Source organism: Janthinobacterium sp., from assembly GCF_009923995.1.
Lineage (GTDB): Bacteria > Pseudomonadota > Gammaproteobacteria > Burkholderiales > Burkholderiaceae_D > Janthinobacterium.
In genome coordinates, this window is record NZ_RFSK01000093.1 from 1 (window position 1) to 14,582 (window position 14,582).

Consider the following 14,582-nt stretch of genomic DNA (forward strand, 5'->3'; position numbering starts at 1 on the left):
CGTACCCTGCAGGGTACGACCCCGGCATTTGCCCTTCGGGTTTGATTGGATCTACTTGGCCTTGCCCGCCGCCGCCACCTGGTCCAGGATATGCTTGGGCACGGCCGCATAGTGCTTGAATTCCATCGTGTAGGTGGCGCGGCCCTGGGTCAATGAGCGCAGGGTGGTGGAATAGCCGAACATTTCCGCCAGCGGCACCAGGGCCTTGACGATGCGTCCCGAACCGCCGGGGATGTCGTCCACGCCCTGCACCATGCCGCGCCGGGCCGTCAGGTCGCCCATGACGTTGCCCATGAATTCTTCCGGCGTTTCCGCCTCCACCTGCATCATCGGCTCCAGCAGCACGGGGCCGGCCTTGCGCATGCCTTCCTTGAAGGCGATGGAGCCGGCCATGCGGAAGGCGTTTTCGTTCGAATCGACGTCGTGGTAGGAGCCGAAGGTCAGGGTGGCCTTCACGTCGACGACCGGATAGCCGGCCAGCACGCCCGCTTTGAGCGTCTCGACGATGCCCTTGTCGACGGCGGGGATGAATTCGCGGGGCACGACGCCGCCCTTGATGGCGTCGACGAACTGGTAGCCCGTGCCCGGTTCCAGCGGCTCGAGTTTCAGCACCACGTGGCCGTACTGGCCCCGGCCGCCCGACTGCTTGACGAACTTGCCCTCGATATCTTCCACCGTGCGCGTGATGGTTTCGCGATAGGCCACCTGCGGCTTGCCCACGTTCGCTTCCACGCCGAATTCGCGCCGCATGCGGTCGACCAGGATTTCCAGGTGCAATTCCCCCATGCCCGACATGATGGTCTGGCCCGATTCCTCGTCCGTATGCACCTTGAACGACGGATCTTCCTGCGCCAGGCGGTTCAGGGCGATGCCCATCTTTTCCTGGTCCGGCTTGGTCTTCGGTTCCACGGCCTGCGAAATCACGGGTTCCGGGAAGACCATCTTTTCCAGCACGATGATGTGGTCGAGCGCGCACAGGGTGTCGCCCGTGGTGACGGCCTTCAGGCCCACGGCGGCGGCGATGTCGCCCGCATACACTTCCTTGATTTCCTTGCGCTCGTTCGCATGCATCTGCAGGATGCGCCCCAGCCGCTCGCGCGCGCTCTTGGTGGGGTTGTAGACCATGTCGCCCGAGTTCACCACGCCCGAATACACGCGGAAGAAGGTCAGTTGGCCCACGAACGGGTCCGTCATGATCTTGAAGGCCAGGGCGGAAAAGTGCTCGTCGTCCGTGGGATGGCGCTCCACTTCGTTGTCGTGCTCGTCATGCCCCATGATGGGCGGCACTTCCATGGGCGACGGCAGGTATTCGATGACGGCGTCCAGCATGGCCTGCACGCCCTTGTTTTTAAACGCGCTGCCGCACAGCATGGGCACGATCTCGTTGCGGATGGTGCGCGCGCGCAAGGCCTGCTTGAGTTCCGCCTCTGTGAACGTGTCGCCGTTCAGGTAGCGCTCCGTCATGGCCACAGTGGCCTCGACCGCGTGCTCGACCAGGTGCTCGTGCCATTCCTGCGCCTGGGCCTGCAGGTCGGCGGGAATCTCGCCATAGCTGAACTGCACGCCCTGGCTGGCGTCGTCCCACGTGATGGCGCGCATCTTCAGCAGGTCGATGACGCCCGTGAAATGCTCTTCCGCGCCGATGGGCAGCTGGATGGGCACGGCCACGCCCTTCAGGCGGTCGGCGATCTGCTGGCGCACGCGCAGAAAGTCCGCCCCCACCCGGTCCATCTTGTTGATGAAGGCGATGCGCGGCACGTGGTACTTATTGGCCTGGCGCCAGACGGTTTCCGATTGCGGCTGCACGCCGCCGACGGCATCGTAGACCATCACGGCGCCGTCGAGCACGCGCATCGAGCGCTCCACCTCGATCGTGAAGTCCACGTGGCCCGGCGTGTCGATGATGTTGATGCGGTGCTCGGGGAAGTTGCCGGCCATGCCTTTCCAGAACGCCGTGGTGGCGGCCGAGGTGATGGTGATGCCCCGCTCCTGCTCCTGCTCCATCCAGTCCATGGTGGCGGCGCCGTTGTGCACTTCGCCGATCTTGTGATTGACCCCCGTGTAAAACAGGATGCGCTCGGTGGTGGTGGTCTTGCCGGCGTCGATATGGGCGCTGATGCCGATGTTGCGGTAGCGCTCGATAGGTGTTTTGCGGGTCATCACAATCTCCATGGCTAGCCCGGCGCGCCAGTGTCTGCACCGGTTTTCCAGTGTAGCAGACATCGATTTGGGCGGCAGCGCGTAACCAGTTTTTACCATGCGCGCAACACCGCCAGTCTCGCGCACGCCAGACGCAGGGGGAGAAATAAGGGATTCAGCTATACTTTCATATGTATTAATTCAACAAAGATTAATCCGTATCAATACGCATGGCATCCTGCCGTGCAAGGCGACGCCGCCGGCATGCCAGCCCAGGTGCGCACCGAATGACATGCCCCACACAGCCTATGACTATCCGACTAAGAAAAATAATTCTCTCTTCCCTGCTGGCGACGCCTGCGCTGGCCATGGCCGGCGAACTGGAACAGCAAATGCAGCGTTGCGCCGTGCTCGGCGATGCCAGCGCCCGCCTCGGCTGCTTCGACACCCTGGCCAAGGCGGCGGAAAAAGCCACCATCGCCGCCGGCGGCGATCCCGCGACGGCGGCCGTCACCTTGGCAACGGCCGCCGAGGTCGCCCCGCTGACCTTCGTCAGCCCGCCTGGCGTGGCCACGCCGGAAGCGGTGAACGCCGCCATTCCCGCCGTCGCCCAGTCGGGCGCGGCGCCGCCGGAAGCGCCCATTTCGCGCACCCAGCAGTCCTGGGAGCTGAACGATGCCTCGAAACGGGGCCTGTTCAACTTCCGCCCCCACCGCGACACCTATTTGCTGCTGGCCAACTACAGCGACGCTTCCAACGACGAGCCGTTCCAGGATTTCACGCCGGGCGGCATCAAGAGCCAGCACGTGGAACTGACCTTCCAGCTGAGCTTCAAGATGAAAATGCTGGAAGACATCGCGGGCACGCCCATCGACATGTGGTTCGGCTACACGCAGCAAAGTTTCTGGCAGGCGTATAACCGCAAGGCGTCGAGCCCCTTCCGCGAGACCAATTACCAGCCGGAACTGATGCTGGTGATGCCGATCAACAAGAATTTCGCCGGCCTGGAATTCAATTACCTGAACTTCGGCCTCGTGCACCAGTCCAACGGCCAGACGTCGACCCTGTCGCGCAGCTGGAACCGCCTGTATGCCGAGCTGGGCATGGAAAAGGATAACCTGGCCATCGCGGCCCGCGTGTGGCACCGCCTCGACAACAGCGTCGTCGACAATGACAATATCGACATCATCGACTACATGGGCCATGGCGATTTGCGCTTGAGCTATCGCAACAAGGGCCATGAATACGCCGTCACGGCGCGCCGCAACTTCAGCAAGAAGCACGGTTCCATGCAGGCCAGCTGGGCTTTCCCCCTGAAGGCCAACCTGAAAGGCTATGTGCAGCTGTTCTCCGGCTATGGCCAGAGCCTGATCGACTACAACTATTCGCAAAAGTCGATCGGCGCCGGTTTCATGGTCGACCTGTAAGCGGTCCAAGCAAACAAAAATGGCGCCGACGGCGCCATTTTTTTCGTGCGGGCACCGTGTCAGCGCCGTCCGCCGCCCAGCACGCGGGCCGGCAGCATGACGATGGCGCGCAGCAACTCAAACACGCCTTCCACGCCGATGCCGATGAGGCGGAATGGCAGCAACAGCAGCCAGGCCAGCGGATACAGCACGAGGGCCAGCAAGGCCAGGGGCCAGCACAGCATCAGCAACAGCAGCCACAGCACGAATCCCAGCATCGCCTTCCCCCCTTGAATGAAATGTGCGGAGCAAGCCGTGCTTGCCCCGCTACCGTGAAGACACTATATAAAAGGGCCGCCACGGCGGCAACGGCCATGCGACGGACTGCAGCGTGCGGGGATGGACGGTACGAAAAGGGGAATGAGCGGCGGCAAGCGGCCGCTTACTGGCCGACGCAGATGATCTTGGTGACGTACTCGTGCGCGTTCGGCTTCTTGCTGGTGGCCCATTTGATGGCCTGGTTGGCATCCTCGATGGTCATGACGGTGGCCTTGTCCTTCGACTTGATGAAGGACACGCCTTCAAACACGCCTTCCTTGCTGCGCATGACCTTGGCAAACACGGGCGGCCTCGTCTCGCCATCGCTGATTTTATTCTGTTGCACGAGGTAACGCTGATCGATCTGTTCCATGATAGTAAAGCTGTCCGGTGGGTAAAAGACGAAATATACCCTGAATGGACCAACGCCGCAGGATGAAATCGCTGCGGCGTTACCTTTACATTAATGCGGCTTATGCATACACGGCGCTCTGCGTCACGGGCTGCAGGCTGACGTCGTAGATCACCTGCGCGCGCATCGATGCTTCCAACGAAGGAATCGAGCCGCCTGCGCGGTACTGGAAGCTCACCTGCAGCACGTCGCCCGCCTTCACGGCGACGGGCGCGGCCAATGGCAGACACATGTAGTGGTTCAGCCAGTCGATGGTGGTCGAGCGCTCGGGCACGACGGCCAGGATGTTCTTGGTGACGAAGCGCAAGGCGTTCAGGGTGCCGCTGCGCTCGACGACGAACTTGCCGTCGAAGCCGAACACGCTGTCCGTCGGCTGGCTGAAGTCGATGATGCTGTAGACGGACGGCGGCGCCAGTTCCAGCACGCCCGGATGGATGGCCGTGGTTTCCTGGAATTGCACGATGGGCGCGTAAAAGCCTTCGAAATCGTATTCCTGCTGCATGGGCTGCACGGCCATGATGACGGCCTCGGGCAGGAAGATGGGCAGCGGACCGCCGAAACGGGCCAGGTAGCGGCGCTTGAACGATTCGATCACTTCCACCTGTTTTTCGCGCAGCATGCCCACATGGATCATTTCGCAGATGACCACGTCGACGGGCTCGGGCGGCAGGTATTCGAAGGCGTCCGCGTGGACCACTTCGACCTTCTCTCCGTTCGGGTTGAGCGCCAGCATCTTGCGCGCTTCCTTCACCATGTCCGGGTTGAATTCCACGCACCACACCTTGTCGGCCCGCGCGGCCGCAAACCACGACAGCACACCCGTGCCGCCGCCCAGCTCCAGCACTTTCATGCCGGGTTTCACCGCGTAATCGATCGCCGACTTGAACCCGTGCATGCGGTTCTGGTCCATCAACATATTGTGGTGGTAATGGACGGGGATAAATTGCCCCAGGTAACAACTCTCGATTTCTCGTTCATTCAGCATGTCTGTCCTCTTGGAGTCTGGCTCCGATGGCCGATCGGTTTTGTCATTCCAGAAAGCAGTGATATCGCACGGGCTGCGCGAGGGGCGGCGACAAACCAGCCGGCGCCTGACGTTGGGGTGATGTCCCATGCGATGTATCTCCTGATTAATGCGACAGGATCATTATCGTTAATCGGCGGCGGGAACAAAGGGCTGAGATGAGAGGCAATTCCATGCCAGTTTCAGCGCTGGCATGGAAAATATTATCTGGAAGATATTTTTTCGGCTTGCCACGGCACACAATACCGTGGCGGGCGGGTGTGCGCCGTGACCGGGAAGCGGAAGCGTGCCCGTGTTTTGACGGGCACGCTTACTTGCGCGCCGCGCGGGCCTGCTGCGCCGCCGTGATGATGGCCACCACGCCCGGCTTGTCGGCCGCCTGGGCGAACTGCACGGCCGTCCAGCCATGGCCGCTCTTCAGGCTGGCATCGGCGCCCCAGGACAGCAGCAGCTTGACGGCGCCCTCCTGCCCTTCGCGGGCGGCGAACATCAGCGGCGTGATGTCGGCCGGCGCGCGCGCATCGACCACAGCTTCGCGGTCCAGCAAAATCTTCATGATGGGCAGGTCGCCGGCCGAGGCCGCATAGTGCAGCGCCGTCCAGCCGCTCTGGTTGACCTTGGCGCCCTTGGCCAGCAAGGCGTCCACGGCTTCGCGCTTGTGCTTGTAGGCCGCCATCATCAGCGCCGTGTTGCCGTTGGCGGAGCGCGCTTCCAGGTCGATGCCGGGCGCGGCCAGCAGGACGGCGAAGACCTTGTCGGCATCGTCGCGCAGGGCCAGCACGAGGGGAATGTCGCCCCGCTGCGCGTCCGGCAGGTTCGGATTCATGCCGTCAAGCAGCATGCTGCGCACGCCGCTGGCATTGTCCACGGAGACGGCGCGGAAGAAGGCGGCCGGTTCCGGCGCCGCCTGGCTGGCGGCAGCGCAGCAGAGCAGGATCGCCGCGGCGAGTCTTTTCATCATGTCAGACCTTAAGAAGTTACGGCAACTGATTGAATAGCTTGAAGAAATTGTCCGTCGTCTGCTTCGCCACCTGGTCCAGCGGGATACCTTTCAGGGTCGACAGGTATTCCGCCACGTGGGCCACGTAGCCGGGCTCGTTCATGCGGCCGCGGAAGGGCACGGGCGCCAGGTAGGGCGAATCCGTCTCGATCAGGATGCGCTCGAGCGGCACTTCCAGGGCCACGGCCTGCAAGTCCTTGGCGCTCTTGAAGGTGACGATGCCGGAAAACGAAATATAGAAGCCCATGTCGATGGCGGCGCGCGCCACTTCCAGCGATTCCGTAAAGCAATGCATGACGCCGGCCACGCCGCCGTCGGCCACGCCCGCACCCTCTTCGCGCATGATGCGGATGGTGTCTTCACTGGCCGCTCTTGTGTGGATAATCAAGGGCTTGCGCGTGATTCTTGATGCCTTGATGTGGGTGCGGAAGCGCTCGCGCTGCCATTCCAGGTCGCCCGTCAGGCGGAAATAGTCGAGGCCCGTCTCGCCGATGGCGATGATCTTCGGGTGGTCGGCCAGACGCACGAGGTCTTCCACGGACGGCTCCGGCGTGTCCTCGTAGTCGGGATGCACGCCGACGGAGGCGAAGATATGCGGATACTGTTCGGCCAGGGCCAGCACCTGCGGAAAGTCGGGCAGGTCGACGGACACGCACAGGGCGTGCGTCACCTTGTTCTCGGCCATCTTGGCGAGGATCTCGGGCATGCGAGCGGCCAGCTCGGGGAAATTGATATGGCAGTGGGAATCGATATACATAAGGCGGGATTGTACCGGAGGGAGCAAAAACTGGCAGGGGAAAGGCGGCGGCGCGCGTCCGGCGCCGCCATGCCTCTTACACCTGCGACGCCGGGTGTTCGGCCAGGGGCACGAACATGCCCGTCGATTCGTCGAGCGCGTCGAGGGAGCCGTTCTCGATGTCGTAGACCCAGCCGTGCAGGGTCAGCCGGTTCTGCGCCATGGCCAGGGCCACCGACGGGTGCGTGCGCAGGTTGTTGAGCTGCGCCACCACGTTGGCGCGCACCATGCCGTCGATGCGCGACTGCTCCGTCGGATGCTCGACCGATTCGTTGATCATGCGCGCCGCATCGGCATGGTGCAGCCAGCTGCGCACGGCCGGCATGTGGTCCAGGCAGGCGCAGGTAGCGATGGCCTTCATGGCGCCGCAGTCGGAATGGCCGCAGATGACGATATCGGAAACGTTCAGGGCGGAGACGGCGAATTCGACCGTCGCGCTGACGCCGCCCGGTTCGGGGCCGTACGAGGGCACGATGTTGCCCGCGTTGCGGATGACGAAGAGTTCACCCGGTTCCCGCTGCGTCACCAGCTCGGGCACCATGCGGCTGTCCGAGCAGGAAATGAACAGCGCCTTGGGCGTCTGCCCCGTCGCCAGGGTCTTGAACAGCTCGCGGCGCGCGGGGAAAACCTCTTTTTGGAAGCGTAGAAAGCCAGCAATAATGTCGCGCATAAATAAGTAAGATGGTTATCTGAACCCGTATTATCGCTGATCTGGCGCCTGCCCTGCCTATTGCCCCTGCGGCGGCTGCCACAGCTCCACCTTGTTGCCCTCCGGATCGATGACCCAGCCGAACTGGCCATACTCGGAGTCCGGCGCCTTGTCCAGCACGTTGCAGCCTTCGTCGCGCAGGGCTTGCAGCAGTGCGTCGAGGTCGTCCACGCGGTAGTTGATCATGAAGGCAGCCTTGCCGGGCGCGAATTGCTCCTTGTCGGGCGCGCTGACGGACCAGATGGTGGTGCCGCCCGTGGGCTGGCCGGCCGCATCCGCCCAGCTGAAGGCGGCGCCGCCCCACGGCTGCACGTCCAGGCCCAGGTGGCGCTGGTACCAGGCGCGCAGCGCGGCCGGGTCTTGCGCGTGGAAAAAGATGCCGCCGATGCCAGTTACGCGTTTCATGTGACGCCTCCGGTGCGGATCGGTGCCCGCGTGGTTTGCAAACAATGTCTGGACTGTAGCACCGCGGCGCCGGCCTGGCAAACGGGCTGGCGCGGACAGGCAATCCCCCGGCCTTGACCTGCCCCGCTAGGCAGCAACGTTGTCAGGATGTATAGTGGGCCGCCGATGCGCGGCCATGGGGCGGCGTGCGACTACCCGGAGTCCTGCCATGCTGAAAATCGCCGCTTCCCTGACGCTGACCTTGCTGACCTTGCTGGCCTGCCTGGCGCCGGCAGCCCAAGCCCAGGAGAAAGGCAACGACGCCGGCCTGTGCAAGTCCGTCTGCGCGTCGGCGCGCCAGGAATGCCGCGCGCACGTGCAGCAGGCTACGCAAGACGATACGAGCCCCGCCCTGACGATGAAGCCCAGCAGCAACCCCTACGTTGCCGCCGGCAGGGACGCGGCACCCCAGTCGCAGCAGCTGCGCCCGACGGAAGCCGAAGCCTTCCGCGCCCGCCGCGCCGAACGCCTGCAAGCGTGTGAAGTGCAGTACCGCAGCTGCACGCGCAGCTGCGGCTAGACGGCCTCAGCCGACGCGCTTGCCCAGGATAATCAGGTCGCGTTCCACGCCGTCGAGATTGGCCACCTTCGGCAGGTTCGCCCACGTCTCGAAGCCGAATTTCTTGAACAGGCCCAGGCTGGGCGCATTGTGGCCGAAGATGAAACCGAGCACCGTATGCACGCCCACGGCTGGCGCGTGGGCGATGGCCTGCGTCAGGCCGTAGGCGCCGATGCCCTTGCCGCGCGCTTCCTCGGCAATGTAGACGGACAGTTCCGCCGTGCCCGAGTACGCGGGACGGCCATAGAAATTCGAGTACGACAGCCAGCCCAGGGGAGTTGGCTGGGCCGCGCCATCGTCGGCCGCCTCGATGATCCACAGGGGGCGCCGCTCGGGCGTGTGTTCGTGGAACCAGGCCAGGCGCGACTCGACCGTGACGGGTTCCGTATCGGCCGTCACTTCGCGCGAAGCAATCGTGGTGTTGTAGATGGCGACGATGGCAGGCAGGTCGGCAAGCGTGGCGATGCGGTGGCGGTAGCTCATGTTATGAATGAAGTAATGGGTGTAAGTATTTGATTTTATTGGCAGCTGGAAGCGTAATCGAGCAGCATGTCTTCCAGGAACAGCTTCGGCGACAAGGGGTGTTCCGCGATGGCGCGCCGTTCGTTGGCGGCCTTGATGGCGGCCATCAGGCGGCTCACGTTGATGCGGCCCGCCAGCGCTTCGAGCTCGCGCCGGTGGCGCGGGTAGTAGCGGATGGTGCCGGACAGCTTGACGGAAAACACGTCGTACAGCCAGCGCTGCAGGGACGCCACCAGCGGCGCCAGCGGCGCCTTCTGCAATTTGTCCGCCGCCTTCAGGGCCGCTTCCACGCCGGGATGGGCCAGCACCTGCAGCAGCTGCTCCGTTTCCTCGCGGCCGCCCGATTCGGACTGGGCCAGCGCCGCCAGCGGCGCGCCGCCCTGCTCGCGCAGCCAGCTGTCCGCATCGTTCAAGCCCTGGGCCTTGAGCCAGGTCAATGCCTGTTCATGGCTGGGCATGGGCAAGGCAAACTTGCGGCAGCGCGACAGGATGGTGGGCAGCAGGCGGTCCAGGCTGTTCGAGGACAGCAGGAACAGGGTGCCCGGCGGCGGCTCTTCCAGGGTTTTCAGCAAGGCGTTCGACGCGGGCGTATTGAGCGCCTCGGCCGGGTACAGCACCACCACGCGCAAGCCTTGCCGGTGCGTGGAAATGTTCATGAAGTCGGCCAGGTTGCGGATCTGCTCGATCTTGATGTCCTTCGACGGCGTCTTGCTCTTGGCGCTCTTCTTCGCGCCCTCGCCGTCCTCGCCCTCGTCGGCCACCTCGTCTTCCAGCGCTTCCGGACGCACGCGGCGGTAATCGGGATGGTTGCCCTGGCTGAACCACCCGCACGAGGCGCAGGCGCCGCAGGCGTGGCCGTCGGCGCGCACGTTTTCGCACAGCAGCGCTTGCGCAAAGTGCTCGATGAAGTCGGCCTTGCCGATGCCTTGCGCGCCATGGAACAGGATGGCGTGCGGCATGCGCGGACGCAGGGCTTGCAGCTGCTGCCACGCGTCCTGCTGCCACGGATAGAGGGAGCTTGTCATATTATTCTTTGCAAATCATGGTGTTGCGATGCTTTGTTCAAGCAGCACATCAAGCAATTGCGCGAGCTGCACCTGGATATCGGCGATGCTTTGCGTGGAATCGATGATGCGGAAACGCCCGGGAAACTGGGCCGCGCGGCGCAGGTACTCGTTGCGCGTGGCGGCGAAGAAATCGGCCTGCTCCTGCTCGAACTTGTCCAGCGCGCGCGTGGCGTCCAGGCGGGCACGGGCCACTTCCAGGGGCACGTCGAACAGGAAGGTGAGGTCCGGCTGCAGGTGCGGATGCACCCACGCTTCGAGCTGCTCCATCTTGCGCAAATCCATGCCGCGCCCGCCCCCCTGGTAGGCAAAGCTGGCATCCGTGAAACGGTCGGAAATGACCCACTCGCCCCGTTCCAGGGCGGGGGCGATGACTTGCGCGATGTGTTCGCGGCGGCTGGCGAACATCAGCAAGGCTTCCGTTTCCAGGTGCATCTTTTCGTGCAGCAGCAGTTCGCGCAGCTTTTCGCCCAGGCGGGTGCCGCCCGGTTCGCGCGACGAGACGAGGGCCACGCCCCGCTGCTGCAGGTAGTCGGCGACGAAGCCGATATGCGTCGACTTGCCCGCGCCATCGATGCCTTCGAAGGTGATGAAGCGCGGTTGATAGTGTTGTGTCATGAAACTCTTGATCTGATATGGATATTAGCGCTGGTACTGGTTCACGGCGCGGTTATGGTCGGGCAGGTTGGCCGAGAACTGGCTGGTGCCGTCGCCGCGCGCGACGAAATACAGGGCCTGCGTGCGGGCCGGCGCCAGGGCCGCCGTCAGCGACTGCGCGCCCGGCAAGGCGATCGGCGTGGGCGGCAGGCCGCCGCGCGTGTAGGTATTGTACGGCGTGTCCGCTTCCAGGTCGCGTTTGCGGATCTTGCCCTGGTAACTGTCGCCCATGCCGTAGATCACGGTCGGGTCCGTCTGCAGCAGCATGCCCGTCTTCAGGCGGTTGACGAACACGCCGGCGATCATGGCGCGCTCGGATTTCTGTCCCGTTTCCTTTTCCACGATGGACGCCATGACCAGCGCTTCATAGGGGTTTTTATATGGCAGGGCCGGGTCGCGCTTGTCCCACGCCTCGGACAGGCGGCCTATCATGGCCGCGTGCGCCTGCTTGAAGATCTGCATCTCGCTGGCGCCCTTGGCGAACAGATAGGTGTCCGGGAAGAACAGGCCTTCCGGCTGCACGTACTCCGGGCTGATCCTGGCCATCAGTTCCTTGTCGGAAAGCGCCGCCGTATCGTGCTTGAGGCCGGGATGACTGGCCATGGCCAGGCGCATCTGCTTGAAGGTCCAGCCTTCGATGATGGTCAGCGATTCCTGGGCAAATTCGCCCCGCGCCAGCTGCGTGATCAGGCGCTGCGGCGTCGTGCCCGGTTTCAGCTCGTAGGAACCGGCCTTGATCTTCGACGTCTTGCCTTCGATGCGCGCCAGCAGGTTGAACAGGATGGGCACGATGGGCACGCCCGCATCCGCGATCTGCTGGCCGGCCGCGTGCGCGCCGCTGCCCGGCGTGATCGCAAACGGGATGGCTTCGCCTTCCGTCGTGATGGGCTGCTGCGCCCAGTACACAAAAGTACCGCCGGCGCCGATGGCCACGATGACTGAACTGATTACAAGTTTTTTAAAAAAAGCCATTGTTCCGATTCTTGTGATGCGGTGCCCGCATGCGCAGGGCCGCTTGTTGTGATCGTTCATTTGTGAAACAAGTCGGCGCAAAGCGGCGCCAGCACTGGGAATCTTGCCGCTGCCGACGCAATCTGCGCGACATCACTATAATGAACCCGTAATGATAATGCTTAATCGCTGATCTAATGGAAATTATGAATAACTGGAATCAATTTTTAACAGCACAAGGCGCCCGCCCCGTTGCCACCGATGGCGCGCCTGACAGCACCGCCCCCATCGCCGCCGCCCCCATCGCCGATTTCGGCCAGACCCTGACCGTGCCCCAGCTGCAGGCAGGCTTTGTGGCGGCCATCACGGACCAGGGCCTGATCGGCCTGACGGGCGACGAGGCAGCCAGTTTCCTGCACGGCCAGTTGACCAACGACGTCGAGCACCTGGGCCAGGAGCAGGTGCGCCTGGCCGGCTACTGCACGCCGAAGGGCCGCCTGCTGGCCAGTTTCCTGATGTGGCGCAATGCCACCACCATTTATCTGCAATTGCCGCGCGCCATACAGCCGGCCATCCAGAAGCGCCTGCAGATGTTCGTGCTACGCGCCAAGGCCAAGCTGCACGATGCTACGCTGGACGAAGCCAATCAGGTCGTCCTGGGCCTGGGCGGCCAGCAGGCCGGCGCGGCCCTGTCCGCCTGGTTCCCCGTGCTGCCCGCCGCGCCGTTCAGCAAGGTCGAGCATGCATCCGGCACCCTGCTGCGCGTGGCCGACGCCTTCGGCAGCCCCCGCTACGAGTGGCTGGCGTCGGCCGCCACGGCACGCGACGCCTGGCCCCGCTTGACCGGGCAGCTGGCCAAGGGCGGCAACGACGCCTGGCACCTGTCGGACATCCATGCGGGCATCCCGCAGATCACGGCCGCCACGCAGGAGCAGTTCGTGCCGCAGATGGTCAATTTCGAGCTGCTGGGCGGCGTCAATTTCAAGAAAGGCTGCTATCCGGGCCAGGAAATTGTCGCGCGCAGCCAGTATCTTGGCAAGCTCAAGCGCCGCACCACCCTCGTCAGCATCGCCGATGCCACGGTCGCGGCGGGCGGCGAACTGTTTGCCGTCAGCGATCCCGAGCAGCCTTGCGGCATGGTCGTCAACGCCGCGCCCAATGGTGCGGGCGGCTTTGACGCCCTCGTCGAAATGAAGTTGGGGGCGATAGCGGAAGGTTCAAGCGAGGCGGGCGCCGTGCGCTACGGCTCGGCCCAGGGTGCTCACGTGCAATTTCTGCCCATGCCCTACGTGCTTGACGCACTCGACCTGTGAGAATGCCATGAAAGATCTGTACATCTACTATCAGGTAAAAGAGGAGCACGCCCAGGCGCTGGAAGCGCGCGTGCGCGCCATGCAGGCGAAACTGGCCGCCGCCTCGGGCGTGGCGCCGCAGCTCAAGCGCCGCCCCGAAGCGCAGGACGGCATGCAGACGTGGATGGAAATCTATCCCGTCGTGGGCGAAGGCTTTACGGACTTGCTGGCCGCTGCCGCCGACGAGGCAGGCCTGCTGGCCCTGACGGCGGGCGCGCGGCACCTGGAAGTGTTCATGGATTTGCCCCCATGTGCCTGATCGTTTTTGCCTGGAAAGTCAATCCGCACATCCCGCTGATTGCCGCCGCCAACCGCGACGAATTCTATGAACGCGCCAGCGCCCCCGCCGGGGCCTGGCCCGAGCACCCGCAAGTGTACGCGGGCCGCGACCTGCAGGCGGGCGGCAGCTGGATGGGCATCACCCAGGCCGGCGGCGGCAGCTCGCGCTTTGCCGCCATCACGAATATCCGCAGCCCGCAGGACCACAAGCCGGACGCCCCCTCGCGCGGCGCCCTCGTGGCCGACTACCTGGCGGGCAACATGTCGCCGCAGGACTACATCGCGCAGATCCGCCCCGGGTGCAAAGCCTACAACGGCTACAACCTGGTGCTGGGTGACGCCGAGACCCTGATCTGGTTTTCCAACCGGGGCGACGACGATGCGCGCAACGGCCAGCCTTTGGCGCCGGGCATCTATGGCCTGTCCAACGCCCTGCTCGACGCGCCCTGGCCGAAGGTGCTGAAAACCAAGGCCCAGTTCGCCAGCCTGCTGTGCCAGGGCGCGCCCGACGACGCCTACTTCGACATGCTGGCCGACACTAGCCGCGCGCCCGACTTCCGCTTGCCGGACACGGGCGTGCCGCTCGACCTCGAGCGCGTGCTGTCCGCCGTCTGCATCGAAACGCCGGGCTACGGCACGCGCACCTCCACCGTCGTGAAACTGTTCCCGGACTCGCCCGGCGAACTGCATGAGCTGGTGATCCAGTAAGCCCATGCTGGGGTCTGACCAGTCGGGTCAGACCCCCGACAGGCGGGGCAGGTCGGGTTGGCGCGCAAGCGCGTAAGCCGACACCACCATCACCACACGTAACCGGCATCACCGCCATCGCCGCTGTCGGATTACGCGCCCCCCTGGCGCGCTAATCCGACCTACGCCAGCTTCCCCTATCCTCATCGAGAACCCACACACCATCCATCCGCACAAAAAAAGAAAGCGCTTGCGCAAGCGCT

Annotated in this window: 17 protein-coding genes; 5 read left to right on the plus strand and 12 right to left on the minus strand. The window is 64.0% G+C overall.

Annotated features, from left to right (window positions below):
- Window positions 1–51: 51 nt before the first annotated feature.
- Window positions 52–2,160: an elongation factor G gene (fusA, locus tag EBS11_RS26510; RefSeq protein WP_290608159.1), complete on the minus strand. Its 2,109-nt coding sequence runs from the start codon at window positions 2,158–2,160 to the stop codon at window positions 52–54.
- A 287-nt stretch (window positions 2,161–2,447) separates the two neighbouring features.
- On the opposite strand from fusA, the gene EBS11_RS26515 reads away from it, so the two are divergent.
- Window positions 2,448–3,566 carry a phospholipase A gene (locus EBS11_RS26515; RefSeq protein ID WP_290608160.1) on the plus strand — a complete coding sequence of 373 codons (1,119 nt, stop codon included), beginning with the start codon at window positions 2,448–2,450 and terminating at the stop codon, window positions 3,564–3,566.
- Window positions 3,567–3,625: 59 nt separating this feature from the next.
- On the opposite strand, the gene EBS11_RS26520 is transcribed toward EBS11_RS26515, so the two are convergent.
- The 7 genes from EBS11_RS26520 to EBS11_RS26550 form a co-directional block, all read right to left on the minus strand.
- Window positions 3,626–3,823, minus strand: coding sequence for a hypothetical protein (locus EBS11_RS26520; protein WP_071323562.1), 198 nt, complete (start codon window positions 3,821–3,823; stop codon window positions 3,626–3,628).
- Window positions 3,824–3,987: 164 nt separating this feature from the next.
- A complete protein-coding gene (locus EBS11_RS26525) occupies window positions 3,988–4,236 on the minus strand; it encodes a hypothetical protein (RefSeq protein WP_290608164.1) in 249 nt (82 codons plus the stop codon).
- Window positions 4,237–4,336: 100 nt separating this feature from the next.
- Window positions 4,337–5,260 carry a methyltransferase domain-containing protein gene (locus EBS11_RS26530; protein WP_290608166.1) on the minus strand — a complete coding sequence of 308 codons (924 nt, stop codon included), beginning with the start codon at window positions 5,258–5,260 and terminating at the stop codon, window positions 4,337–4,339.
- Window positions 5,261–5,609: 349 nt separating this feature from the next.
- A complete protein-coding gene (locus EBS11_RS26535) occupies window positions 5,610–6,260 on the minus strand; it encodes an ankyrin repeat domain-containing protein (RefSeq protein ID WP_290608168.1) in 651 nt (216 codons plus the stop codon).
- 16 nt (window positions 6,261–6,276) lie between these two features.
- Window positions 6,277–7,056, minus strand: a complete 780-nt coding sequence (locus EBS11_RS26540; protein WP_070288475.1) for a TatD family hydrolase — start codon at window positions 7,054–7,056, stop codon at window positions 6,277–6,279.
- A gap of 76 nt (window positions 7,057–7,132) precedes the next feature.
- Complete coding sequence (locus tag EBS11_RS26545; protein ID WP_290608172.1) at window positions 7,133–7,765, minus strand: carbonic anhydrase; 633 nt, start codon at window positions 7,763–7,765, stop codon at window positions 7,133–7,135.
- Between the two features lie 57 nt (window positions 7,766–7,822).
- Window positions 7,823–8,209 (minus strand): VOC family protein, encoded by a 387-nt coding sequence (locus EBS11_RS26550; protein WP_290608174.1) that lies wholly within the window; start codon window positions 8,207–8,209, stop codon window positions 7,823–7,825.
- Window positions 8,210–8,417: 208 nt separating this feature from the next.
- Here EBS11_RS26550 and EBS11_RS26555 point away from each other — a divergent pair, with 208 nt between their 5' ends.
- The gene (locus EBS11_RS26555) at window positions 8,418–8,768 is read left to right on the plus strand and encodes a hypothetical protein (RefSeq protein ID WP_290608176.1); all 351 of its coding nucleotides are present in this window, start codon (window positions 8,418–8,420) and stop codon (window positions 8,766–8,768) included.
- Between the two features lie 6 nt (window positions 8,769–8,774).
- On the opposite strand, the gene EBS11_RS26560 is transcribed toward EBS11_RS26555, so the two are convergent.
- The 4 genes from EBS11_RS26560 to mltG are packed head-to-tail and all read right to left on the minus strand — an operon-like array spanning window position 8,775 to window position 12,022.
- A complete protein-coding gene (locus tag EBS11_RS26560; protein ID WP_290608178.1) occupies window positions 8,775–9,290 on the minus strand; it encodes a GNAT family N-acetyltransferase in 516 nt (171 codons plus the stop codon).
- 35 nt (window positions 9,291–9,325) lie between these two features.
- Entirely contained in the window at window positions 9,326–10,354 is a 1,029-nt protein-coding gene (locus EBS11_RS26565; RefSeq protein WP_290608179.1) for a DNA polymerase III subunit delta', read from the minus strand.
- 15 nt (window positions 10,355–10,369) lie between these two features.
- Window positions 10,370–11,011 carry a dTMP kinase gene (gene tmk / locus EBS11_RS26570; protein ID WP_290608181.1) on the minus strand — a complete coding sequence of 214 codons (642 nt, stop codon included), beginning with the start codon at window positions 11,009–11,011 and terminating at the stop codon, window positions 10,370–10,372.
- A gap of 24 nt (window positions 11,012–11,035) precedes the next feature.
- Window positions 11,036–12,022 carry an endolytic transglycosylase MltG gene (mltG, locus tag EBS11_RS26575; protein ID WP_290608182.1) on the minus strand — a complete coding sequence of 329 codons (987 nt, stop codon included), beginning with the start codon at window positions 12,020–12,022 and terminating at the stop codon, window positions 11,036–11,038.
- Between the two features lie 176 nt (window positions 12,023–12,198).
- Here mltG and EBS11_RS26580 point away from each other — a divergent pair, with 176 nt between their 5' ends.
- From EBS11_RS26580 to EBS11_RS26590, 3 genes are read left to right on the plus strand one after another with little or no spacing between them, the layout of a single operon-like run.
- The gene (locus tag EBS11_RS26580; protein ID WP_290608183.1) at window positions 12,199–13,314 is read left to right on the plus strand and encodes a folate-binding protein; all 1,116 of its coding nucleotides are present in this window, start codon (window positions 12,199–12,201) and stop codon (window positions 13,312–13,314) included.
- Between the two features lie 7 nt (window positions 13,315–13,321).
- On the plus strand, window positions 13,322–13,612 hold the full coding sequence (locus EBS11_RS26585; RefSeq protein ID WP_290608184.1) for a DUF4936 family protein: 291 nt from the start codon (window positions 13,322–13,324) through the stop codon (window positions 13,610–13,612).
- Window positions 13,603–14,340 carry an NRDE family protein gene (locus EBS11_RS26590; protein WP_290608185.1) on the plus strand — a complete coding sequence of 246 codons (738 nt, stop codon included), beginning with the start codon at window positions 13,603–13,605 and terminating at the stop codon, window positions 14,338–14,340. The genes EBS11_RS26585 and EBS11_RS26590 overlap by 10 nt, the downstream gene beginning before the upstream one ends.
- The last annotated feature ends 242 nt before the right edge of the window (window positions 14,341–14,582 follow it).